This window comes from Pseudonocardia sp. HH130630-07 (assembly GCF_001698125.1).
GTDB lineage: Bacteria > Actinomycetota > Actinomycetes > Mycobacteriales > Pseudonocardiaceae > Pseudonocardia.
Window position 1 is genome coordinate 861,924 of sequence record NZ_CP013854.1, and the last position, 23,278, is coordinate 885,201.

Sequence of the window (23,278 nt, forward strand, 5' to 3'; positions counted from 1 at the left end):
AGCCCGCGGGATCAGCGGATGAGCAGGGTGGCCGGGCGCGGGGAGAAGGAGTGCTCCAGGACCAGGCAGGCGGCGCCGACCACCGCGGAGTCGTCGCCCACGGCACTGGTGCGCACGGCCACCTCGTGCACCCGGCGGGCCTCGGTGGTGGCCGCGGCGACGTCGCGCAGGATCGGCAGGTAGACCGGCTCGGTCCGGGACCACGCGGGCCCGCCGACGACGACCGCGCCCACGTCGAGCGCGTTGCACAGGGTGACCGCGGCCCGGGCCAGCCGGGCGGCGGAACGCTCCAGCACGGCGCGCGCCGCCGGGTCGCCGGCCGCGGCCGTGCAGAGCCGGGTGAAGGCGGCGTCGATCTCCCCGTCGCCCGCCTCGTGCGGCAGCGGATCCAGCACCCCGGCCACCACGGCCTCGCCGACCAGCGTGCGGGGCATGCTGCTCGCCCCCACGCAGCCGTCGGAGCCGCAGTGGCAGCGCGGGCCGTCCGGGGCCACCATCAGGTGCCCGATCTCGCCGGCGTTGTCGGTGCTGCCGGGCAGCAGCTCGCCGTTCACCACGAACCCGGCGCCGAGGCCGGTGCCGAGGTAGAGGAACACGAAGTCTGCGGGGTCCGGGTCCTGCCACAGCTCCCCGACGGCGGCGGCCGCGGCGTCCTTGTGCATGACGACCGGCAGCCCGGTGGCGTCCCGGACCAGGGTGCGCAGCTCGACCCGGTCCCAGCCCGGCAGCAGCGGCGCCCCGACCACGGCACCGGCGCCGGCGTCGATCGGTCCCGGCGTCGCGACGCCGACCCCGAGCAGCCGCCCGGGATCGACGCCGTCGACGACCTCGCCGACGGCCTCGGCGATCGCCCCCACCAGTTCCTCCGGTGTGCTGGCCGAGGCCGCGACCGTCCGGCGGGAGGCGACGACGGCCGCGGTGAGGTCGACCAGCGCGACCGCGGTCACCGTCGGGTCGACGTGCACGCCCACCGCGTACCGCCCGGCCGGGTCCAGCTCGAGCAGACCGGACGGCCGGCCCCGGCCGTGCGGGACCGCCGGGGCGCGCTCCACGACCAGGCCCCGCTCCACCAGCCGGCGCACGATGTTCGTGATCGACTGCGCGGACAGCCCGGTGCGCTCGCTCAGCCCGGTCCGGGACAGGCCGTGCCGGGCGCGCCGCAGCGCGTCCAGCACGACCGCCTGGTTGTAGTCCCCGATCCGGGGCAGGTTCGCCCCCCGGCGGACCGGCGCCCCGGTCAGGTCAGGCCCCGACCCGCTCGATGATCAGCTCGCGCACCCGCTTGGCGTCGGCCTGACCCTTCGTGGCCTTCATGACCGCACCGACGATGGCCCCGGCGGCGGCGACCTTGCCGCCGCGGATCTTCTCCGCGACGTCCGGCTGCTGGGCCAGCGCCGCGTCGACGGCGGCGACCAGCTCACCCTCGTCGGAGACGACCTTCAGGCCGCGGGCGGCGACGACCTCGTCCGGGCCGCCCTCGCCGTCGAGCACGCCGTCGACGACCTGGCGGGCCAGCTTGTTGGTCAGCTCCCCGGCCGCGACCAGCGCGATCACCCGGGCCACCTGCTCCGGGGTGATCGGCAGGTCGGCGAGCTCCACCTCGCGGGTGTTGGCCTGCTGGGCCAGGTAGGAGACCCACCAGGACCGGGCGTCCTGGGACGGCGCACCGGCCGCGACGGTCGCCTCGACCAGGTCCAGCGCACCGGCGTTGACCAGGTCGCGGATCTCCTCGTCGGAGATCCCCCACTCGGCCTGGATCCGGCGGCGGCGCTCCCAGGGCAGCTCCGGCAGCGTGCCGCGCAGCTCCTCCACCCACTCGGCGCTGGGCGCGATCGGGACCAGGTCCGGCTCCGGGAAGTACCGGTAGTCCTCCGAGGTCTCCTTGCGCCGCCCGGCCCGGGTGTGCCCGGTGGCCTCGTCGAAGTGCCGGGTCTCCTGGACGATCTCGCCCTCGGCGTCGAGGACCCCGGCCTGGCGGCCCATCTCGTGCCGGACCGCGCGCTCCACCGACCGCAGCGAGTTCACGTTCTTGGTCTCGGTGCGGGTGCCCAGCGCGCCGCCCTTCGGCGACAGCGACAGGTTGACGTCGGCGCGCATCGAGCCCTGGTCCATCCGGACGTCGGAGACGCCGAGCGACTTCACCAGGTCGCGCAGCGCGCTGACGTAGGCGCGGGCCACCTCCGGGGCGCGGGCGCCGGTGTCCGGGATCATCTTCGTGACGATCTCGATCAGCGGTACCCCGGCCCGGTTGTAGTCGAGCAGCGAGTGGTCGGCGCCGTGGATCCGCCCCGTCGCGCCGCCCACGTGCAGCGACTTGCCGGTGTCCTCCTCCATGTGCGCGCGCTCGATGCCGATCCGGACGACCTCGCCGTCGTCCAGGGTCAGGTCGAGGAACCCGTCGACCGCGATCGGCTCGTCGTACTGGGAGGTCTGGAAGTTCTTCGGCATGTCCGGGTAGAAGTAGTTCTTCCGGGCGAACCGGCCCCAGGGCGCGATCGAGCAGTTCAGCGCCAGGCCGATCCGGATCGCCGACTCCACCGCGGTCCGGTTGACCACCGGCAGCGCGCCGGGCAGGCCGAGGCAGACCGGGCAGACCTGGGTGTTGGGCTCGGCGCCGAACGCGGTCGGGCAGCCGCAGAACATCTTGGTGTTCGTGGACAGCTCGACGTGCACCTCGATGCCCAAGACCGGGTCGAAACGGGCGACGACGTCGTCGAACTCGACGAGCTCGGGTTCGGTCGTGGTCACGGGGACACCTCCGGAACGCGCGCGATCAGGGGACCGCCGTCGTCGGCGTCACGGGCGGCCTCGAAGGCCGCACCGACGCGGTACATGACGGCCTCGCCCAGGGCGGGGGCCATGATCTGCAGGCCGACGGGCAGCCCGTCGGAGATGCCGTTCGGCACCGACATCCCGGCCACCCCGGCCAGGTTCGTCGGGATCGTGGCCAGGTCGTTGAGGTACATGGCCAGCGGGTCGTCGACCTTGTCCCCGATCGCGAACGGCACGGTCGGCGTGGTCGGCGAGACCAGCACGTCGGCCTGGCCGAAGGCCGCGTCGAAGTCCCGGCCGATCAGGGTGCGGACCTTCTGGGCCTGGCCGTAGTAGGCGTCGTAGTAGCCCGAGGACAGCGCGTAGGTCCCGAGCATGATCCGGCGCTTCACCTCGGGGCCGAAGCCCTGCTCGCGGGTGTTCGCCATGACCTCCTCCGCGGACCGCCCCTCGGCGGCGCGCAGGCCGTAGCGCATGGCGTCGAACCGGGCCAGGTTCGACGACACCTCGCTCGGCAGGATCAGGTAGTAGGCGGCCATCCCGTACTCGAAGTGCGGGCAGGACACCTCGACGATCTCGGCGCCGAGCTTCTCCAACCGGCGCAGCGACGCGTCGAACGCCGCGCGGACGCCGGGCTGGTAGCCCTCGCCGCCCAGCTCGCGCACCACGCCGACCTTCAGCCCGGACAGGTCGCCGGACGCGCCCTCGCGGGCGGCCGCGACGACGCCGGGCACGGGTGCGTCGATCGAGGTCGAGTCGCGCGGGTCGTGCCCACCGATGACCTCGTGCAGCAGGGCCGCGTCGAGCACGGTGCGCGCGCACGGCCCGGCCTGGTCCAGCGACGACGCGCAGGCGACCAGTCCGTAGCGGGAGACCCCGCCGTAGGTCGGCTTGACGCCCACGGTGCCGGTGAAGGCGGCCGGCTGGCGGATCGAGCCACCGGTGTCGGTGCCGATCGCCAGCGGCGCCTCGTGCGCGGCCAGCGCGGCCGCGGACCCGCCACCGGACCCGCCCGGCACCCGCGAGGTGTCCCACGGGTTGCGGGTGACGCCGTACGCCGAGTGCTCGGTGGAGGAGCCCATCGCGAACTCGTCCATGTTGGTCTTGCCGAGGATGGTGATGCCGGCGGCGCGCAGCCGCTCGGTGACCGTCGCGTCGTACGGCGGCTGCCAGCCGTCGAGGATCTTCGAGCCGCAGGTGGTGGGCATGTCGGACGTGGTGAACACGTCCTTGAGCGCCAGCGGTACCCCGGCCAGCGGGGACTCCGGGGCGTGCCCGGCGGCCAGCCTGGAGTCGACCCGGGCCGCGCTCGCCAGCGCGGACTCGGCGCCGACGTGCAGGAACGCGTGCACACCGCGCTCACCACCGTCGACGGCGGCGATGCGGTCCAGGTGGGCCTGGGCGGCGTCGACCGCGGAGACCTCCCTCGCGTGGATCCGCCCGGCCAGCTCGGCGGCCGTCATGCGGGTCAGGTCGGTGCTCACTGTTCCTCCCCCAGGATCCGCGGGACCCGGAACCGGCCCTGCTCGGCGGCCGGCGCGCCCGCGAGGGCCTGCTGCTGGTCCAGGCCGGGGCGCTGCTCGTCGGGCCGGAACACGTTCTCCAGCGGGACGACGTGCGAGGTCGGCGGGATGTCGTCGGCCGCGATCTCCCCGACCCGGGCCACCGACCCGATGATCACGTCGAGCTGGCCGGCGAACACGTCCAGCTCGTCCTCGGTGACGGCGAGCCGGGCCAGCCGGGCGAGGTGCGCGACCTCGTCCCGGGTGATGGACCCGCCCGGTCCTGTCCGCGGCGCGGAATCGGCGGTCATGCCCCTCCTCGGGATGGTTCTCGTCCGCTCGGCCGGCAGTGGTCCCGGTCTCACCGGACCCGCCCGGCGGGCGTTCCGGGAGCCGCTGCGGACCACCCCCGCGTGCGCGGGGTGCGTGCGGAGTCCCGGAAAGTCTATTCTCGCCGGGAATCGGCCCTGCACGGGCGGGGACCCGGAACCGTCCGTTGCCCGTCCGGTCCCCGTGACCGCCCGATCCCGCCGGACCGGCGGGGAGGCCGTGACCTCCCGCGGCCCCGGGTGGCAGGATCACGGGTTCCCGCGCCGGACGGCCCCTCGCCGTCGGTCAGCGGGTGACCGGCATGCCCGCTCCGAGTGCCGGAACCGAGGGAGAGGATCCGTCCGTGTCGTTCCTGCTCCGGGTCCTGCTCCCGGACAAGCCCGGCAACCTCGGGGCCGTCGCCACCGCACTCGGCGGGGCGGGCGCGGACATCCTGAGCGTCGACGTCGTCGAGCGCGGTGACGGCCACGCGATCGACGACATCGCCGTCGAGATGTCGACGCACCGGCCACCGGACGTCCTCATCACCGCCGCGGAGTCGGTGCCCGGCGTGACCGTGGAGTCGGTCCGCCCGCACACCGGCAAGCTCGACACGCACCGCGAGCTGGAGCTGCTCGACGAGATCGCCGGGGACCCGGCGCACGGGCTCGACCTGCTCGCCGCCGAGGTTCCCCGCTTGTTCCGCGCCGGCTGGGCGCTGGTGGCGGTCAGCGAGGACGGGCGGTCCTACCGGATCGCGGAGAGCTCGGCCTCGCCGGAGACCCGCAGCGGCGACCTGCCCTGGCTGCCCCTGGACCGGGCGATCGCGCTGGACGACGGTCACTGGGTCCCCGAGCCGTGGCGGGCCATGGACACCGAGCTGGCCGCGGCCCCGTTCGGCACCGGGGTGCCGCCGAAGACCCTCGTGGTGGGACGCCCGGGCGGCCCGGTCTTCCGCCCCTCCGAGCTGGCTCGGCTGGCCCACCTGGCCGGCATCGTGGCGACCGTCCTGAAGGCCTGACCCACCGTCCCCGGCCCTCGGTCCGCCCCGGCGCACCTCCGGCGACCGATCGCACCCGGGCCCGGCGTGCCGCGGCCCGCGCGTGGGGCGCGCCACCGCGGAGCGGGGTGCGACTAGGAGGACAGCCAGGTCAGGACCCGGGCGACGGCGTCTGCCGGATCGCCGGTGTTGTCCACGACGAGACGGTCGCCGGTGAACGGCTGCCACTCCCGGTCCTGCACGTCGGTCCAGGTCGGCACGGACTGGCCCGGCAGGTCCGGGACCCGGGCCTCCACCCGCCTGCGGTGCTCGGCGGGATCGCTGCAGACGACCTCGACGAACCGGACCGGCGCCGCGCACCCGGCGGCCAGGTCCACCCACAGCCGGCGCGCCTCGGCGACCCCGTTGACCGCGTCGGCGACCACCGGGCGGCCCGCCCGCAACTGGTCGGCGGCCACCCGGGCGGCGACGACGTACCCGACGGGGTTGCCGCGCACCGGCGTCAGCGTCGCCTGGATCGCCGTCTCGATCGTGTCGATCCGCAGGTAGGTGGCGTCCAGGCCGGTCGCCGTCGCTCGGGCGAGACTCGTCTTGCCGACGCCGGGGAGCCCCGCGAAGACGACGAGCCGCGCTCCGCCACCCGTTCCACCCACCACGACTCCCTCGGACCATCCGCTCGCCGCCTACTGCCGCGCCCCTGCCCGACTGCCGCGCCCCTGCCCGACCGCGGCGTCCCTGCCCGGCGCCGAGTCCCGCGGGTGGGCAGCGGCACGCCGGATCGAGGTGCCACTCGCACCCCGGGGTGCGACCGGGCCGCAGGCAGGTACGCCGTGGGCCCGGCGGGGACTCAGACCCGGATCGACAGGGCGGTCCGGACCAGGTCGTCGTTGCCGGTGGCCAGCCAGCCGTCCGGGCGGACCAGCACGTCCTCGAAGCCGATCCGGGTGTCGATGTTGACCCGGGTCGCGTACTCCAGGATCGGCCAGGCGCCCTCCTCCTCGCCGTGCAGCAGCACCGGGACCGGGGGCTGGCCGAGCGCGCGCAGGATCCGGATGCCCTCCGCCACGGCCGTCTCCGGGTCGATGACGGTCGACTCCGCGATCACCCGCCGGGTCCCCGGCGGCAGCCCGTTCTGCCGCAGGGTCACGGCGTCGCCGCTGGTCCAGACGCCGAGCTCGACGGCGATCCCGACCGAGGCCGCGGCCCGGCAGACGTCGGTCCAGCCGAGCTCGTGGACGTTGACGCCGCACACGTCGGGCTTGCCGGCCCCGAGCCGGCCCCAGGTGAGCACCGTCTCGACCCGGTCGTTCGGGTCGGGCTGGATCCAGCGGCCCATCGGCACGCCGATCTCGATGCCCGGTGCCTCCTGGCGGATCAGCGCGACGACGTCACCGACCACGGCCGGGTCGTTCGTCTCCGCGCCGGAGTCGTCCCGCGGGTGGACGTGCACCGAGGTGATCCCGAGCCGGGCGACGGCCCGGGCGTCACGCGCCAGGTGCCGCGGCAGTACCGGGAGGGCCGGATGCGCATCCGCCGGTCGTGACCCGTTGAGTGCCGCCTGCAACACCGCTGACTCCGCCTTCCCCAGACCTCCGGCCGGACACCCGGCCCCTGCTCGCAGGGTAGGTGCTGGAACGGGCCGGCATCCTTCGGACGCGCCCAACCGTTCGGGCGCGTCGCCGTCCGGCAGCCGGGAGGCGACGGGCGGAAGCACAGCCGGTGAGTGGCTGCTCACCCTCGGCGCACCGCCGGGCCCGTGCGAGAAGGCCCGGACGGTGGCGTCGCTCGGCCGCACCCGGCGGCGGCAGGCTCACTCCGCGGCGGCGTGCTCCGTCGCCGCCTCGGGGCCCCGGCCCAGGAGGATCTCGAACCCGGCCTCGTCGAGCACCGGGACGCCCAGCTCGGTCGCCTTGTCGAACTTCGAGCCCGGGGCCTCGCCGGCCACCAGGAACGCCGTCTTCTTCGACACCGAGCCGGCGGCCCGCCCGCCGCGGGCCATGATGGCCTCCTTGGCCTCGTCCCGGGACCAGTTCTCCATCGAGCCGGTGATCACGATCGACAGCCCCTCGAGGAAGCGCGGGACCGAGTCGTCCTGCTCGTCGGCCATCCGGACGCCGGACGCGCGCCAGCGGTCCACGACCTCACGGTGCCAGTCCACCGAGAACCAGTCCCGGACCGCCGCCGCGATGGTGGGGCCGACACCGTCCACCCCGGCGATCGGGGCGAGTGCCTCGGCGACGGCCTTCGCCCGGGCACGCACCGCGGCTCGCTCCTGCTTCTCGGCCTCGGCGACGGCGGCCTCGGCGTCACCGCTCGCCTCCGCGGCCGAGGTGTCGCCCGCGCCCCCGTCGACGGCGGTGTCGCCGGTCGCCGCGTCCACGGCTGTGCCGCCGCTCGCCCCGTCCACGGCGGTGCCGCCGGCCGCGGTCTCCGTCGCGGCGGTGCCGGCGGCCGCCGGGGATGCGTCCGTCACGCCGGCCGCCACGGGCTCGTCGCCCGCGGAGCCGTCGGAGACGATCTCCACGCCGGCCGCCTCGGTGCCCTCCTTCGCCGCGGCCGCGGCGAGTTCGAGGGCCTCCATCGACCCGAACTCCCGCGCCAGCGCCTGTGCCGCGGTCGGGCCCACGTGCCGGATCGACAACCCGACCAGCACCCGCCACAGCGGCCGGTCCTTCGCCGCGTCCAGGTGGATGAGGAGCTTGCCGCCGTTGACCGTCAGCTCGCCCTTCTGGTTGCGGAACAGCTCGGTCCGCAGCAGGTCGTCGGCGGTCAGGGCGAAGACGTCGCCCTCGTCGGTCAGCACGCCCGAGGTCAGCAACGCCACCGCGGCCTCGTAGCCGAGACCCTCGATGTCGAAGGAACCGCGGCCCGCCACGTGGAACAGCCGCTCGCGCAGCTGCGCCGGGCAGGAGCGGGCGTTCGGGCAGCGCCGGTCGACGTCGCCCGCCTTCTGCCGGGCCAGCGCGGTGCCGCACTCCGGGCAGTGCGTGGGCATCACGAACTCGCGCTCGCTGCCGTCCCGGACGTCGGCCACCGGGCCCAGCACCTCCGGGATCACGTCACCCGCCTTGCGGATCACCACCCGGTCACCGATGAGCACGCCCTTGCGGCGGACCTCGTCGGCGTTGTGCAGGGTCGCCATCTCCACGGTGGAGCCGGCGACCTTGACCGGCTCCATGACGGCGTACGGGGTCACCCGGCCGGTGCGCCCGACGTTGACCCGGATGTCGAGCAGCCTCGTGGCCGCCTGCTCCGGGGGATACTTGTAGGCGATCGCCCAGCGCGGGAACCGGGACGTGGCGCCGAGCCTGCGCTGCAGGCCGACCTCGTCGACCTTGACCACGACGCCGTCGATCTCGTGCTCGACGTCGTGGCGGTGCTCCCCCCAGTGCTCGACGTACTCGATCACCCGGTCGATCCCCCGCAGCACCTTCGTGCGCGGCGAGATCGGCAGGCCCCACGCGACCAGCGCGTCGTAGGCCTGGGACTGGGTGACCGGGGTGAAGCCCTCCCGCTTCCCGATGCCGTGGCAGATCAGCCGGAGGTTCCGCGACGCGGTGACCCGCGGGTCCTTCTGGCGCAGCGACCCGGCCGCGGTGTTGCGCGGGTTCGCGAACGGCTCCTTGCCGGCCTCGACCAGCGACGCGTTGAGCCGGTCGAAGTCCGCCAGCCGGAAGTAGACCTCGCCGCGGACCTCGACCAGCCGCGGCACCGGGAACTCCGCGGTGCCGGTGAGCGTGACCGGGACCTCGCCGAGGGTGCGCATGTTCAGCGTGATGTCCTCGCCGGTGCGCCCGTCGCCCCTGGTCAGCGCGCGGGTGAGGGTGCCGTCCTCGTAGAGCAGGTTGACCGCCAGCCCGTCGATCTTGAGCTCGCACAGGTAGTGCAGGTTCTCCCCCACCTCCCTGGTCACCCGCTCCTGCCAGGTGCGCAGGTCGTCCGGGGAGAACGCGTTGTCCAGCGAGAGCATCCGCTCCAGGTGGTCGTGCGCGGTGAAGACGGTGGAGAACGTGCCGCCGACCTTCTGGGTGGGCGAGTCCGGCGTGACCAGCTCCGGGTGCGCCTCCTCCAGCGCGAGCAGCTCGTGCCAGAGCTCGTCGAACTGGCCGTCGGAGACGACCGGCGCGTCCAGCACGTAGTACCGGAACTGGTGGTCGGCCACCTCGGTGGCCAGCTGCGCGTGCCGCTCGCGGGCCTGCTCGTCGGTCGGGGAACTCACGACGGGGAGGTTAGCCGGGTCCCCCGACAGTCATGCGTCCTCGCGCGCTCCCGACCGTGCGAACCTACGGTGGCGGCATGGGTATCGGCATGGACCCGGCCGCCGTGGAGCTCGCGCACCGGATGTTCGACCTGGCCCGCTCCGGCGCCGCCGAGGAGCTGGGCGGTTTCCTCGACGCCGGGGTCCCGGTCGAGCTCACCGACCCGAAGGGCGACACGCTGCTCATCCTGGCCGCCTACCACGGGCACCCCGGCATCGTCGCCGACCTGCTCGACCGCGGCGCCGATCCGGACCGCACCAACGACCGCGGCCAGACGGCGATCGCCGCCGCCCTGTTCGCCCGGTCGGCGGTGGCGGTGACGGCCCTGCTGCGCGCCGGCGCCGACCCGGACCACGGGACGCCGTCGGCCCGGCAGACCGTCGAGCACTTCGATCTCCCCGACATGCGGGCCCTCCTCGATCGCACCCTTGACAGTTAGGTGCGCCTTACCTAATGTCTGCGGTGTCGCTTCGTGGTGGGAGCGGCGCGTCAGTTCGGGACGGACGGCCCGGTCGGACCGGAACACTCCGGTCCGACCGGGCCGTCGCACGTCGCGGCCCGGTGCGCCACCCTGGACCGGTGCTGCGACTCGGGTTCCCCGTCATCGGCGTCACCGACCTCGACCGCGCCGCGGCGTTCTGGACGGCGGCACTCGGGCTCTCGGTGTCCGCGGAGTGGTCGAGCGCGACCTGGCGGACCCTCACCGGCACCGGCGGGGCGCGGGTGCTGGGGCTCATGCACAGCGTCTCCCCGCCCGAACCCCGGCCGCGGCTGCACCTCGACCTGCTGGTCGACGACACCGCCGAGCAGGAGTCCGAGGTCCGGCGGCTGGTCGGGCTGGGTGCGACGCCGCCCGCCTGGGACGACTACCCGGCCGAGCCGGACTTCGTCGTCCTCGCCGACCCGGACGGCAACGTCTTCTGCGTGGTCGACCTCAGCCGGGCTCCGTCGTCGGGCTGAGCCCGGAGCCGGTGGCGAGCAGGCCGAGGATCTCCGCGGTGCTCCCGGTCTCCCCCAGCCGCGGGAAGATCCGGGTCACCGCGTTCGTGTGCGCGTCGGGGTCGAGGTCGGACATCGCGTCCACGGCGAGCGTGACGTGGTAGCCGTGCTCGTGCGCGGCCCGCGCCGTGGACTCCACCCCGAAGCTCGTCGCCACCCCGGTGAGCACGACCTGGGTCACGCCCCGCCGGCGCAGCTGCAGGTCCAGGTCGGTGCCGTGGAACGCGCCCCAGTTCCGCTTGGTGACGGTGACCGTGCCCGGCAGGTCCGCCAGCTCCGGGGCCATCTCGTCCCACCCGGCGGGACGCGGTCGCGTCCCGCCGCCCGCCTCGGTGCGCCCGGGTGCCGCGTCCGCCCCGTCCGCGGCGTACGTGACCCGCACCAGCACCACCGGCAGGTCGCGGGCGCGGAAGGCACTGGCGAGGGCGACCGAGCGGTCCAGGACGTCGGCGGTGCGGTGCGGCACGGTGTCCGCGGCGAGCACCCCCCGCTGCAGGTCGACGACGACGAGTGCGGTGGTCGGGTCCAGTGCGGTGACGGTCACGGTGTCTCCCCGGGCTCGGGCTGGGCGTACGGGCCGCCACGCTCGCACCGCCCGGCCGCGCGCGCCGCGCGGGGACGGGCTCGCCGGGCGTCGGCGGCCCGGGACCGGACGCCTATCCTGGTGCGGTGACCGACCCGCAGGACGCCCACGTCATCGGCGAGACCGCGCGCCGGCGCACCTTCGCCGTCATCTCCCACCCCGACGCCGGCAAGTCGACGCTCACCGAGGCGCTCGCGCTGCACGCCGAGGTCATCGACTCGGCGGGCGCCGTGCACGGCAAGTCCGGCCGCAAGGGCGTGACCTCGGACTGGATGGAGATGGAGCGCGCCCGCGGCATCTCGGTGTCCTCGGCGGTGCTGCAGTTCGCCTACCGCGACTGCGTGGTCAACCTGCTCGACACCCCGGGCCACGGCGACTTCTCCGAGGACACCTACCGGGTGCTCGCCGCCGTCGACGCCGCGGTGATGCTGCTCGACGCGGCCAAGGGCCTCGAACCCCAGACCCTCAAGCTGTTCGACGTCTGCCGCTCGCGCGGCGTCCCGATCGTCACCTTCGTCAACAAGTGGGACCGGCCCGGCCGCGAGGCGCTCGAACTGCTCGACGAGGTCGAGCAGACGATCGGCCTGCGCCCGATGCCGCTCACCTGGCCGCTGGGCATCGCCGGCCAGTTCAAGGGCCTGATCGAGCGCGAGACCGGCGCCTACACCGCGTTCACCCGGGCGGCGGGCGGCGCGACGAAGGCGACCGCGACCGAGGTCGACGCCGACACGATCGCCGCCCAGGAGCCCGAGTACTGGCAGAACGCGCAGGACGAGCTGGGCCTGCTCGACGAGATCGGCGCGGGCTGGGACGAGAAGGCGTTCCTCACCGGCCACGCCACGCCGGTGCTGTTCGGCTCGGCGCTGTCCAACATCGGCGTCGCCCGCCTGCTCGACTCGCTGGTCGACCTGGCCCCGGCCCCGGCCGCCCGCCCGGACGTCGAGGGCCACGACCGGCCGCTGGACGCGCCGACCGCCGGGCTGGTGTTCAAGGTGCAGGCCGGGATGGACCGGGCGCACCGGGACCGGATGGCGTTCCTGCGGATCTGCTCGGGCCGGTTCGAGCGCGGGATGATCCTCACCCACGCGACCACCGGCAAGCCGTTCGCCACGAAGTACGCGCAGTCGGTGTTCGGCGCCGAGCGCCGGACCGTCGAGGAGGCGTTCCCGGGCGACATCGTCGGGCTCGTCAACGCGACCGCGCTGCGCCCCGGGGACACGCTCTACGCGTCCGAGCCGGTCGAGTTCCCGTCGATCCCGGCGTTCGCCCCGGAGCACTTCGCGGTGATCCGGGCCCGCGACGCCGGCAAGTACAAGCAGTTCCGCAAGGGCATCGAGCAGCTGGGCAACGAGGCCGTCATCCAGATCCTGCGCTCGGACCTGCGCGGTGACCAGGCACCGGTGCTGGCGGCGGTCGGGCCGCTGCAGTTCGACGTCGTCACCGGGCGGCTGGAGACCGAGTTCAACGCCCCGGTCACCCTGGACCGGCTGCCGTACCAGATCGCCCGCCTGGTGGACCAGGACGCGGCCGAGGCGCTGGCCGGGCAGTCCGAGTGCGAGGTGCTGCGCCGCGACGCCGACGGGGCGTACCTCGCGTTGTTCACCAACAAGTGGCGGATGGACATCATCGAGCGCAAGTTCCCGGACCTGCGGTTCGAGGCGATGCCCGCGGGCTCGTCGATCTCCTGAACCCGCGGGTCGGGCGGCCGGTCACCCGGCCATGACGAAGAACTCCAGCGCGTTGCCGTCCGGGTCCTTGAACGACAGCGCCAGCCCGTAGTCGGCCTCGACGATCCCGTCGTGCGCGATGCCGGTGGCGTCCAGGTGCTCGCGCCAGTCCTCCAGCCCGGCCCGGTCGGTCACGCCGAACCCGAGGTGGTCCATCCCGGGCCGGGACGGGGAGAACGCGTCCGCGCCGTCGGCGTCGTCGTGCCGGGTCAGCCCGAGCAGCTGGCCGGACGGCAGGGCGAACACCCGACGTTCGAAGGGCCCGTCGGACAGCGTCATCGCCGGCTCGGCGCCGATCAGGCGCACGTACCAGGGCTCGCTGACCTGCAGGTCGGTCACCGACAGGGCCACGTGATGGATGGCGGGGAAGGTGGGCACGGCGGTCCTCCGGGGTGTCTCGGGACGGGTGACCCGGGGTGCCCGCGCGGGCCCGCGGTCAACCACCGGGCCGCGCCGGCCGGCCCGCGGCCGCTGCTCGTCGGCGACGTCCGCGTTCGCCGGGCGACCCGGTCACCCGGGGATCAGGTGGCCCACCCACCGGAGAGCGGCACGATCTGCCCGGCCATGAAGTCGCTCGCGCCCGAGGCCAGCGCCAGCGCCAGCTCGGCGGCCTCCCGGCCCTCGCCGAGCCGCCCGGCCGGGATCTGCGCCTCGAACGAGCCGCGCACCTCGTCGTCGGCCAGCATCTCGTCGGTGTAGTACATGTTGTTCCGGATGTGCGCCGGGCCGAGCCCGTTGACCTGCACGTTGTGCGGGGCCGCCTCCGCGCCGGCCACCTGCAGGAACGCGTTCTGCGCCCCGCGGGCCGCCGAGTACACCGCGAGGCCGGGGATCGCCCGTACCGGCGTCGCGCTCGTCGCCGCGACGATCTTGCCCGAGCGGCGCGCGGTCATCGCCGGCAGCGCGGCGGTGACCACCCGCAGCAGCGGCCAGACCAGCTCGTCGAGGTAGTCCTGGAACTCCTCGTCGACGGAGCCGGTGGTGTCGGTGATCTCGCCGATCATGCTGGTGACCGGCATCCTGCGGTGCGGCCCGGCGAAGTTCGCGACGAGCACGTCGATCTCGCCGGCGTCCGCGACCACCCGGGCCGCCACGTCGGGCCCGGTCGTGTAGTCGGTGGTGTCGGCGACGACGTCCGCGCCCTCCGCGCGGAACAGCTCGACCACCGGGGGTCCGATGTAGCGGTCCGCGTGGGTGACGAGCACCCGCCTGCCCTCGAGTCGTCCGGTCATGTCCGGATCGTTCCGTGCCGTGGGGCGCGCCGCATCCGGTGACCGGCGGCGCGCCGGGCCCGGGGCCGGGTCCTACTGTGGTCGCCATGACCTCGACCGCCGACAAGGCCACCCGGCTGCAGGAGCTGCACGCCGCTCCGGAACTGCTCCTCGTCGTCAACGTGTGGGACGCGATCACCGCGAAGGTGGTCGCCGAGACCCCCGGGACGACCGCGCTCGCCACCGCCAGCCACGGCATCGCCGCCGCGCACGGCTACGAGGACGGGGAGAACATCCCGCGCGACGAGATGATCGCCGCGGTCGGCCTCATCGCGCACACCGCCGGTGACCTGCCGGTGAGCGCGGACCTGGAGGCCGGCTACGGCGACCCGGGCGGCACCGTCGCCCGCGCGATCGACGTCGGCATCGTCGGGGCGAACCTGGAGGACCAGGCCAAGCCGCTCGCGGAGTCGGTGAAGGCGGTCGAGGCGGCCGTCGCGGCGGCGGGGTCCGCCGGCGTCGACTTCGTGCTCAACGCGCGCACCGACGTGTTCCTCAAGGCCGGCGACAAGGACCCCGACGCCGTGCTGGCCGACGCGATCGAGCGCGGCCGGGCCTACCTCGGCGCCGGGGCGTCGACCTTCTTCGTGCCCGGCAAGCTCGACGAGACCCAGGTCGGGCGCCTCGTCGAGGCGCTGGGCGAGCGCACGGTCAACCTGATCGGCATCCCCGGCTCGATCCCGCTGAAGACCGCGCAGGAGCTGGGCGTCGCCCGGGTGTCCTACGGCCCCTGGAGCCAGAACGTCGCGCTCACCGCGCTGGCGAAGCTCGCCGAGGACGTCTACGACGGCGGTGGCCTCCCCGCCGACACCCGCAAGCTGAACTGAGCCCGCGCCGACGATGCACTCATGGAGCTTCGGCCTCGTGACACCGGGCCGAAGCTCCATGAGTGACCCCGTGGGGTGGGGGTGGGGGCGGGTCACATGGTCGGCGCGTCGGCGTTGGACGGGGTGGTCCGCTGTGCCACCAGTGCGTCGTAGTTGCGCAGGATGTACTCGCCGGTGCGCTGGGCCAGTGCGCCGATGGTGCTCGTCGGGTTGACCGCGCCGCCGGTGGTCAGCGTGCTGCCGTCGCAGACGAACAGGTTCGGCACGTCCCAGGTCTGGCACCACTTGTTGAGCACCGAGTCGCCCGGGTGGTTGCCCATCCGGCAGGTGCCCATCAGGTGCCAGGCCGGCGGCGGGTAGAGCACCCCGGTGTCGTTGGTCTCGACCGCCCCGACCGCCCGGGTGGCCTCGAAGATCTTGTCGATCCCGTACTTCGCGAGCGCGATGTCGTTGGCGTGCAGCTCGTAGTCCACGTGTGCGGCCGGCAGGCCCGAGCTGTCGGTGACGTCGTGGTCCAGCGTCACCCTGTTCGTCTCCACCGGCAGGTCCTCGCCGAACATGAAGACCATCAGGTGGTTGGCGAAGTGCCCGTCGAAGAACTCGCGGTGCCGCGCGCCCCACGGCGCGGTGTAGCCGGTGTGCGTGCCCATCGCGGCGTAGGCCGGCCCGAAGCTGCGCGCGACCTGCATGCCGAAGCCGTTGACGAATCCCCTGCTCACGTCGGTGTGGTAGAACTCGTGGCTGTACAGCGGCGCCCCGAAGCTGCCCTTGTAGCCCTCGACGGGCTCGTCGAACCACGAGTCGCAGAACGCGAAGACGTGGTGCATCAGGTACTTGCCGACGATCCCGTTGGAGTTCGCCAGCCCGTCCGGGTGCCCGGCCTGCGCGCTCTGCAGCAGCAGCCGCGGTGACCCGATGCCGTTGGCCGCGAGCACCACGATCTTCGCCCGCACCTCGTGCCGGTCGCCGGTGTTCCGGTCGATGTAGGTCGCGCCGGTGGCCCGGCCGTTCGAGGCGTTGATCCGTTCGACGCGGGCCATCGTGCGCAGGTCCGCGCCGTGCCGGATGGCGTAGGGCCAGTGCGCGTTCGCCGGGGTGGACAGCGAGCCGGTCGGGCTGCCCGACAGCTCGTTGCCCATCGCCTGGTCGGCGTGGCGGTTCTCCCGGTCCCGGGTGATGATCGCGTTGTCCGACGGCCACCAGTGCCAGCCCAGGTCGCGCGACGCCTTGGCGTACTTGAGCCCGAGCTTGCCGGGCAGTACCTCCGGGTCGCGGACGGCTTGCTTGCGGTCCGGGTAGGACGGGTCACCGATCCGGCCGGAGACGCCGTAGATCTCGTCGTTCTCGTCGTAGAACGGGGCGAGGTCCTCGTAGCTGATCGGCCAGTCGATCGTCCCCTCGAGCCCGTGCTCGGTGCCCTTGCGGAAGTCGACCGGCTTGTAGCGCGGCCAGTGACCGGCGTAGTGCACGGTCGAGCCGCCGACGTTGTTCATCATGTACGGCGTCGTGACCCCGGTGACCGGGTAGTCCTCGGGCAGCTGACGCACGTTGGGGTCGTAGGCCCAGCCGCGCTGCTTCTCCAGCTCCCACTCGTCGTGGTAGTGCGGGTGCTCCTGGGGCGTGACCCACGGGCCCTGTTCCAGGCAGACCACCTTCACACCGGCCCTGGCCAGCTTCAGCGCGATCCCGGCCCCGCCGGGCCCGGCCCCGATGACCAGGACGTCCGTCTCGGTGTATGCGGGCATGACGTGCTCCTCACGTGGTCCAGGACAGCTGGGACAGGTCGACGCGCACGACGTCGGCGGTCTCGAGGTAGGACCCGTTCTCCTGCGCCTGGGTCAGCAGCTCCTCGTCCCACGGCTCGGTGGTCTGCAGGTAGCCGTAGGGCAGCGGCGGGCCGTGGTAGTCCCGACCGGCCGGCAGGTTCCGGTTGATCGCCAGCGTCACCACGGGCCGGGAGTAGTAGCCGTAGTAGACGAGCGCGCGCAGCTGTTCGAACAGCGGGTCCCCGGCGGTCTCCATCGCGCCGATCGCCTCGGTGCGGGCGTCGGCGTCGCCGTCGGCGAAGGACCGGCCCAGCCGGTCCAGCCCGGCCTTGAACTCGTCCTCCTCGGCGAACGGGAAGTGCTTGTTCCGGTACCCGGACGGCGTGACGTAACGGCCGACGAAGGTGACGAGGCCGACCTCGCTCGCGGTCGGCCACCTCGGGTCCGGCGGGATGATCGTGTCGGCGACCGCGTTCAGCACCGCGGTCTGGGTCCCGTCGAACCGGACCGGGTCGAGCAGGCCGCCGATCCGCGGCCGGCCGGTCTCGAAGAAGCCACCGGCCTCGCCCGGGTTCGCGGTCTCCGCGGGTGCTCCGAAGGGAGCGGGTGCGTCGTTCATCGTGGAACTCCTCTCCTCCCGCAGTGGGCTACAGCGGGGCGCCGGCCCAGTCGCTGCCCGCACGCAGCGACGGGTCGAGATTGATGCTCACGTGCTTGACCTGGGTGTATCCGTGCACCGCCTCGATGCCCTCCTCGCGGCCGGTGCCGGACTGCTTGTGCCCGCCGTGCGGGGTCATCGGCAGCTCCCCGAACCAGTCGTTGATCATCACGCCGCCGACCTGGAGCCGGCGTGCCGTCGAGAGGAGCTTCGTGACGTCGCTGCCGAGCAGCACCGCGAACAGCCCGTAGATGGAGTCGTTGACCGCCTCGACCAGCTCGTCCTCGGTGTCCCACGTGTGCACCGACGCGACCGGGCCGAAGATCTCCTCGCGGGCGATCCGGGCGTCGTGCGCGACGTCGACGAACACCGTCGGCTCCACGAAGTAGCCGCCGTCGGGCACACCGGCGGGACGGCCACCGCCGTAGTGCAGCGTGCCCTCGCCCCGGCCGATCTCGATGTACTCGCGGACCCGGTCGTACTGCTTCTGCGAGACCAGCGGGCCCATCTGGGTGCCGTCGGCGAACCCGTCGCCGACCCGGGTCTGGTCCAGGCGCGCGGTGAGCTTCTCGAGGAACGCCGACCGGACGTCGCTGTGCACGAACAGCCGGGTCCCGGCGACGCAGACCTGGCCGGTGTGCGAGCAGAAGCCCTGCACGGCGGCCTCGACGGCGTCGTCGAGGCCGGCGTCGGGGAACACGATCGTCGGGGACTTCCCGCCGAGCTCCAGGTTGACCTGGGCGACGTGGTCGGCGGCCAGCTTGGCGACGGTCTTCCCGGTCTCGGTGGAGCCGGTGAAGGTGATGCCGGCGACGTCCGGGTGCGCGGCCAGCGAGGCGCCGGCCTCGGTGCCGAACCCGGTGACGACGTTGAACACCCCGTCCGGGAACCCGGCCTCCCTGACCAGCTCGGCGAACTTGAGCGCGGACAGCGAGGTGTCCTCGGCGGGCTTCACCACGCAGGTGTTGCCGAGCGCGAGCGCCGGGGCGCAGGACCGCACCATGATCAGCAGCGGGTAGTTCCACGGCACGATGTGCGCGGTCACGCCGAGCGGTTCGAGCAGGGTGAACGACAGCTTGTTGCCAGGGACCTCGATGGTGCGCCCGCCGACCTTGTCGGCCAGGCTCGCCCAGTAGTCGAGCCACAGCGGGATCGCGCCCACCAGCTCCTGGGCCTTGGCCAGGTAGTGCCCGGAGTCCAGCGCCTCCAGCCGGGCGAGCTCGTCGGCGTGCTCGGTGACCAGCGCGGCGAGGTTGCGCAGCAGCGCGGCGCGGGCGATCGCGTCGGTGAACTGCCACTCGACGGCGACCCGCTCGGCCGCGGCGACGGCGCGGTCGACGTCGGTGCCGTCGGCCCGCGGGACGTCGGCGATGGTGCGGCCGGTGTTCGGGTCGACGGTCGGGAAGGTGGCCCCGGCCGCGGCCGGGACGAACTCGCCGTCGACGAACATCGCGACCCGGTCCGCGGTGCGGGCCTCGGGATCGACGGTGAGTGCGTGCGGGGTGGACATGGATGTCTCCTCGTCGTGGAGCGGGTTCAGCGGGTGACGTGCTCGCGTTCGTCGACGACCCGGCGGGCCTTGTGCTCGCTGCGCTCGTAGGTGTCGGGGGCGACGACCTCGACCCCGACCCGCAGCCCGACGACGCGGTGCAGTCCGCTCCCGGCCGCGGCGGCGAACGCCTCGGCGTGCTCGGGCCCGCACTCGGCGCGGACGACGATCTCGTCCATCGAGCCGGTCCGGGTGACGTGCACCCGGTGCTCGCCGCCGTACCCCTCGATCGAGCGCAGCACGTTGTCGATCTCGGTGGGGTACACGTTCTCGCCGCGGATGTGGATCATGTCGTCGATCCGGCCGTAGACACCCGCCGGCAGCCGCGGGTAGGTGCGCCCGCAGCCGTTGGTGCCCAGCTCCCAGCGGGTCAGGTCGTTCGAGGCGAGCCGGATCATCGGCTGCGAGGTGCGCTCCAGGTGGGTGTAGACCGGGGTGCCCTCCGAGCCGTAGGGGACGGTGCGGAAGCTGTCCGGGTCGCAGACCTCGTGCCAGACGATGTCCTGCCACAGCAGCATCCCGTCCGGGCTGCCCTGCGTGGCCGACGCCGACATGAACGGCGTCATCTCGGCCATCGTCCCGCAGTCGACGACCCGGGCGCCGAACGCGTCCTCGATCGCCGAGCGCACCGTGGGGACCGAGGCGCCGGGCTCGCCGGAGAAGAACATGACCTCGATGCCGAACTCGCGCGGGTCGATCTTCTCCTGCTCGGCGACCTCGGCGAGGCGCAGCGCGTAGGACGGCGTCGAGTAGAACGCCTTCGGCGTCGTGCGGGCCAGCCACTGCACGGCCCGCGCGGTCATCCCGGACGCGCCGGCGCCGTAGGGGAAGACCTTGCAGCGCAGCCGCTCCGCCCCGCTCATCGCGCCCCACGATCCGAGGTAGAGCGAGAACAGCGCGGAGACGAAGACGGTGTCACCGGGGCGCACGCCCATCCCCCACAGGATCCGGGCGTGGTTGTCGGCGATCACCTCCCAGTCCCGCCGGCCCATCGCGAACGCGGTCGGGGTGCCCGTGGTGCCGCTGGTGCCGTGGATGTGGTGCAGCTCGGCGTCGTCGACGCAGACGTAGTCACCGAACGGCGGCGCGTTCTCCTGCGAGGCGCGCAGCTCCTGCTTCGTGACCACCGGGACCTGCTCGAACGCCTCCCAGGTGGTGACGTCACCGATGTCGAGCCCGGCCTCGTCGTACTTGCGGCGGTAGAACGGCGAGCCGTCGTAGGCGTAGCGCAGGACCTCCTGCAGCCGGACGAGGACCATCGCGTCCCGCTCGGCCGGGTCCATCGTCTCCCGGTACGGGAACCAGTACGGACTGTCCGGGTCGGGCAGGTAACCCTGGTCGTACCCCGCCGGGAAGTGCCACTCCTCCATCTGTCCCATCAGGACCTCCTCCGCTCGACCTCGGCGTCGTTCCAGGGGGTGAGGGCCTGGTAGTCGGGGACCCAGCCCAGACCCTTGCCCGCGTCGGGGGACGGCGCGTCCCGGCTGGTCACGACGTCGATCACGGCCGGGGCGTTGGCCAGCGCCCGGTCCAGCGCGCCGGCCATCTCCCCCGGTTCGACGACCCGCTCGCCGTGCGCACCGAGCGACCGGGCCAGCGCGGCGTAGTCGTTGTGCTCCAGCTCGGTGCCGACCACCAGGCCGTAGTTCTCGGCCTGGTCGTGGCGCTCGATGTTCCAGGCCGCGTTGTTCGAGACGATGACGACGATCCGGGCGCCGTGCCGGACCGCGGTGTTGACCTCCATCGCGTTGATCCCGAAGGCACCGTCGCCGGTCACCGCGATCGCCGGGCGGTCCGGCCGGGCCAGTGCCGCGGCGATCGCGAACGGCACGCCGACCCCGAGGCAGCCGAACGCACCGGCGTCGAGGTAGCGCGCACGGGGCGGGGCCCCGAGCCGGGCGAAGCTCAGCAGGTCCCCGCCGTCGGCGACGACGCATCCCCCGTCGAGGTCGATGCCGGCCAGCGCGGCGAAGATGTGGTTCGGGTGCATCCGCCCGTCCCCGCCGGGCGGGGTCGCGGCCAGCGCGTCGCGGTACCCCGACGAGCGCTCCAGGTGCTCGCGGCGCAGCCCGTCCCGCCAGGTGGTGTCCGGTGTGGACTCCTTGGCCACGGCGTCCAGCGTGGACGCGACATCGGCCAGGATCTCGACCTCACCGCGCCGGTTGTCGAACAGCTCGGACGCCGTGTCCGAGATCCGGGCCCACCGGGCGCCCGGGAACGCCGCCGGCGAGCCGAACCCGAGCTGGTAGTCCAGCTGCCGGCCGACCGTGACGACGAGGTCGGCCTCGCGCATCACCCGGCTCCGCAGCGCCCCGACGACGGCCGGGTGGTCCTGCGGGACGAGCCCGCGCCCCTCCTGGGTGTCGAGGTAGGCGGCACCGGTCGCGTCGAGGAGGCGCACCAGCGCCTCCGGTGCGTCGCGGGCCCCGCGCCCGGTGACCACGACCGGCCGCTCGGCCCGGCCCAGCAGCGCGGCGAGGTCGGCGACGTCGGCCGGGTGCGGCAGCGCGCGGCGCGGGCGCGGCGGGCGGACGTGCTCGTCGAGCACGACGGCCGGTGGCACCGTCTCGCGCAGCACGTCGGTCGGGATCTCCAGGTAGACCGGCCCCGGCTCACCGGCGTCACCGAGCGCGCGCGACCAGCCCTCGTCGAGCTCGCGGAGCACCTCGTCGGCGACCCGCAGGGTGCGGCTCTGCCGGGTCACCGGGTGCAGGATCGCGGCGTGCGGGATGTCCTGCAGCGGATGCTTGTTCGACTGCGGCCGCGGCGGGCAGCCACCGAGCAGGACCAGCGGGATCCGCGAGACCGAGGCGTTCGCGACCGCGGTCACGGTGTTCGTGACCCCCGGGCCCGCCGTGGCCAGCGCGACGCCCATCTCGCCCGTCAGCTCGGTGTGGGCGTGCGCCATGTGCACCGCGGCCGCCTCGTCCCGGACGTCGACGATGGCGACGCCGAGCCGGGCGAGCCGGTCCCAGATCGGCTGGATGTGCCCGCCCTGCAGGCCGAAGACGCGCCGGACCCCGCGCTCGTACAGGAACCGGGCCACCAGCTCGGCGACGGTGTGTGGACCTTCCTCGGTCATCGATCGGCCTCCTCGGGCGACATCGACCGGGTGACGTACGACACGTACTATCGCATACTGAATTCAGAAGTCAACCGGAGCCGGATCCGGCCATCCCGCCCGGTAACCTGGGAGGCGCTGCGCCGGCGGGGTCCCGCCGGCGCCGGACGACCGCTCGACGACGCGGAAAGGACGGTCCGCCGTCATGACGGCACTGCCCGCCCCGCCCTCACGGGTCCAGCAGGTCTACGACGCGATCGTCGACGACATCTGCACCGGTCGTCTCACGCCGGGCGCGCCGCTGCGCCAGGAGCAGCTCGCCGACCGGTTCTCGGTCTCCCGCCAGCCGGTGCAGCAGGCCCTGCTCCTGCTGCGCAACCAGGGCATGCTGCGCGACTTCGGCCGGCGCGGGCTGGAGGTCGCCCCGGTCGACGCCGAGTTCGTCCGGCACCTCTACGGGCTGCGCGCGGTGCTCGACGGCTACGCCGCCCGGTGCGCCGCCGGGCGCCTGTCGCCGGACGCGGCCTCGCGCGGGTTCGCCCTGGTCGCGGAGGGGCAGGCGGCCGACCGCGAGAAGAACTACGCGCGCATGGTCGCCGCCGACATCGACTTCCACCGGTTCGTCACCGACCACGCGGGCAACCCGCTGCTGATCGAGAGCGCCGGGGTGATCTGGCGGAACGTGCAGCGCGTGATGGGCGAGCTGCTGTTCCGCGGCAGCGCGCCGAAGTGGGTCTGGGAGGACCACGCCGCGATCTTCGCCGCGATCGTCGCGGGCGACGGCGAGAAGGCCGAGCGCCTGGCCCGCCAGCACGCCGAGCACGGCGAGACGCTGATCCTCGACGCGCTCGGCGCGGACTACGGCGACGACACCGAGCGGGCGAGCGGCACCGCGTCCTGAGGGCCCGCGCTCTCCGGAGGCGTGACGGCACGCCTTGCTATTGAATTCAGAATGCCGGATGGTGGCACGGTCGTTGCTCGCTCAGAGTCGAGGA

General features: G+C 73.7%; 21 protein-coding genes. 6 read left to right on the forward strand and 15 right to left on the reverse strand.

Annotated elements, in window-relative coordinates; all coding sequences use genetic code 11:
* Positions 1-11 precede the first annotated feature (11 nt).
* The 4 genes from AFB00_RS04235 to gatC all read right to left on the reverse strand — a co-directional run bounded on the left by AFB00_RS04235 (position 12) and on the right by gatC (position 4,585).
* Positions 12-1,175, reverse strand: coding sequence for an ROK family transcriptional regulator (locus tag AFB00_RS04235; protein ID WP_083275258.1), 1,164 nt, complete (start codon positions 1,173-1,175; stop codon positions 12-14).
* A gap of 67 nt (positions 1,176-1,242) precedes the next feature.
* Positions 1,243-2,748 (reverse strand): Asp-tRNA(Asn)/Glu-tRNA(Gln) amidotransferase subunit GatB, encoded by a 1,506-nt coding sequence (gene gatB / locus AFB00_RS04240; RefSeq protein ID WP_068796130.1) that lies wholly within the window; start codon positions 2,746-2,748, stop codon positions 1,243-1,245.
* Positions 2,745-4,235, reverse strand: coding sequence for an Asp-tRNA(Asn)/Glu-tRNA(Gln) amidotransferase subunit GatA (gene gatA, locus AFB00_RS04245; protein ID WP_068799999.1), 1,491 nt, complete (start codon positions 4,233-4,235; stop codon positions 2,745-2,747). Before gatA ends, gatB begins: the two co-directional genes overlap by 4 nt.
* 17 nt (positions 4,236-4,252) lie before the next feature.
* On the reverse strand, positions 4,253-4,585 hold the full coding sequence (gene gatC / locus AFB00_RS04250; protein WP_068796131.1) for an Asp-tRNA(Asn)/Glu-tRNA(Gln) amidotransferase subunit GatC: 333 nt from the start codon (positions 4,583-4,585) through the stop codon (positions 4,253-4,255).
* Positions 4,586-4,947: 362 nt separating this feature from the next.
* Here gatC and AFB00_RS04255 point away from each other — a divergent pair, with 362 nt between their 5' ends.
* On the forward strand, positions 4,948-5,604 hold the full coding sequence (locus tag AFB00_RS04255; RefSeq protein ID WP_068796132.1) for an amino acid-binding protein: 657 nt from the start codon (positions 4,948-4,950) through the stop codon (positions 5,602-5,604).
* Between the two features lie 113 nt (positions 5,605-5,717).
* Here AFB00_RS04255 and AFB00_RS04260 read toward each other — a convergent pair whose 3' ends face one another.
* From AFB00_RS04260 to ligA, 3 genes are all read right to left on the reverse strand, one after another.
* The gene (locus tag AFB00_RS04260) at positions 5,718-6,236 is read right to left on the reverse strand and encodes an AAA family ATPase (protein ID WP_068796133.1); all 519 of its coding nucleotides are present in this window, start codon (positions 6,234-6,236) and stop codon (positions 5,718-5,720) included.
* A gap of 194 nt (positions 6,237-6,430) precedes the next feature.
* Positions 6,431-7,150: a 3-keto-5-aminohexanoate cleavage protein gene (locus AFB00_RS04265; protein WP_068796134.1), complete on the reverse strand. Its 720-nt coding sequence runs from the start codon at positions 7,148-7,150 to the stop codon at positions 6,431-6,433.
* Positions 7,151-7,393: 243 nt separating this feature from the next.
* Positions 7,394-9,832 carry an NAD-dependent DNA ligase LigA gene (gene ligA, locus AFB00_RS04270; RefSeq protein ID WP_068796135.1) on the reverse strand — a complete coding sequence of 813 codons (2,439 nt, stop codon included), beginning with the start codon at positions 9,830-9,832 and terminating at the stop codon, positions 7,394-7,396.
* A gap of 47 nt (positions 9,833-9,879) precedes the next feature.
* Here ligA and AFB00_RS04275 point away from each other — a divergent pair, with 47 nt between their 5' ends.
* Both AFB00_RS04275 and AFB00_RS04280 read left to right on the forward strand, forming a co-directional pair.
* The gene (locus AFB00_RS04275; protein ID WP_068796136.1) at positions 9,880-10,281 is read left to right on the forward strand and encodes an ankyrin repeat domain-containing protein; all 402 of its coding nucleotides are present in this window, start codon (positions 9,880-9,882) and stop codon (positions 10,279-10,281) included.
* A gap of 140 nt (positions 10,282-10,421) precedes the next feature.
* Positions 10,422-10,802 (forward strand): VOC family protein, encoded by a 381-nt coding sequence (locus tag AFB00_RS04280; protein ID WP_068796137.1) that lies wholly within the window; start codon positions 10,422-10,424, stop codon positions 10,800-10,802.
* Here the strand turns inward: AFB00_RS04280 and AFB00_RS04285 are convergent.
* The gene (locus AFB00_RS04285; RefSeq protein ID WP_068796138.1) at positions 10,777-11,385 is read right to left on the reverse strand and encodes an isochorismatase family protein; all 609 of its coding nucleotides are present in this window, start codon (positions 11,383-11,385) and stop codon (positions 10,777-10,779) included. The two genes, AFB00_RS04280 and AFB00_RS04285, sit on opposite strands and share 26 nt — an antisense overlap.
* Before the next feature lie 125 nt (positions 11,386-11,510).
* Between AFB00_RS04285 and AFB00_RS04290 the strand changes: the two genes are divergently transcribed.
* The gene (locus AFB00_RS04290) at positions 11,511-13,112 is read left to right on the forward strand and encodes a peptide chain release factor 3 (RefSeq protein ID WP_068796139.1); all 1,602 of its coding nucleotides are present in this window, start codon (positions 11,511-11,513) and stop codon (positions 13,110-13,112) included.
* 21 nt (positions 13,113-13,133) lie between these two features.
* Here the strand turns inward: AFB00_RS04290 and AFB00_RS04295 are convergent, their stop codons facing one another.
* Together AFB00_RS04295 and AFB00_RS04300 are read right to left on the reverse strand one after the other, a co-directional pair.
* A complete protein-coding gene (locus AFB00_RS04295) occupies positions 13,134-13,529 on the reverse strand; it encodes a VOC family protein (RefSeq protein ID WP_068796140.1) in 396 nt (131 codons plus the stop codon).
* A gap of 143 nt (positions 13,530-13,672) precedes the next feature.
* Positions 13,673-14,383 carry an SDR family NAD(P)-dependent oxidoreductase gene (locus AFB00_RS04300; RefSeq protein ID WP_068796141.1) on the reverse strand — a complete coding sequence of 237 codons (711 nt, stop codon included), beginning with the start codon at positions 14,381-14,383 and terminating at the stop codon, positions 13,673-13,675.
* Positions 14,384-14,469: 86 nt separating this feature from the next.
* On the opposite strand from AFB00_RS04300, the gene AFB00_RS04305 reads away from it, so the two are divergent.
* Positions 14,470-15,249, forward strand: coding sequence for an isocitrate lyase/PEP mutase family protein (locus tag AFB00_RS04305; RefSeq protein ID WP_068796142.1), 780 nt, complete (start codon positions 14,470-14,472; stop codon positions 15,247-15,249).
* A 92-nt stretch (positions 15,250-15,341) separates the two neighbouring features.
* Here AFB00_RS04305 and AFB00_RS04310 read toward each other — a convergent pair whose 3' ends face one another.
* From AFB00_RS04310 to AFB00_RS04330, 5 genes are read right to left on the reverse strand one after another with little or no spacing between them, the layout of a single operon-like run.
* A complete protein-coding gene (locus AFB00_RS04310; RefSeq protein ID WP_068796143.1) occupies positions 15,342-16,994 on the reverse strand; it encodes a GMC family oxidoreductase in 1,653 nt (550 codons plus the stop codon).
* 10 nt (positions 16,995-17,004) lie between these two features.
* On the reverse strand, positions 17,005-17,634 hold the full coding sequence (locus tag AFB00_RS04315; protein WP_068796144.1) for a gluconate 2-dehydrogenase subunit 3 family protein: 630 nt from the start codon (positions 17,632-17,634) through the stop codon (positions 17,005-17,007).
* 28 nt (positions 17,635-17,662) lie between these two features.
* Positions 17,663-19,183, reverse strand: coding sequence for an aldehyde dehydrogenase family protein (locus tag AFB00_RS04320; protein ID WP_083275259.1), 1,521 nt, complete (start codon positions 19,181-19,183; stop codon positions 17,663-17,665).
* Between the two features lie 26 nt (positions 19,184-19,209).
* Complete coding sequence (locus tag AFB00_RS04325; RefSeq protein ID WP_231974213.1) at positions 19,210-20,601, reverse strand: phenylacetate--CoA ligase family protein; 1,392 nt, start codon at positions 20,599-20,601, stop codon at positions 19,210-19,212.
* Positions 20,601-22,304: a thiamine pyrophosphate-binding protein gene (locus tag AFB00_RS04330; protein ID WP_068796145.1), complete on the reverse strand. Its 1,704-nt coding sequence runs from the start codon at positions 22,302-22,304 to the stop codon at positions 20,601-20,603. The genes AFB00_RS04325 and AFB00_RS04330 overlap by 1 nt, the downstream gene beginning before the upstream one ends.
* A gap of 184 nt (positions 22,305-22,488) precedes the next feature.
* Here AFB00_RS04330 and AFB00_RS04335 point away from each other — a divergent pair, with 184 nt between their 5' ends.
* On the forward strand, positions 22,489-23,184 hold the full coding sequence (locus AFB00_RS04335) for a GntR family transcriptional regulator (RefSeq protein ID WP_068796146.1): 696 nt from the start codon (positions 22,489-22,491) through the stop codon (positions 23,182-23,184).
* Positions 23,185-23,278: the final 94 nt, after the last annotated feature.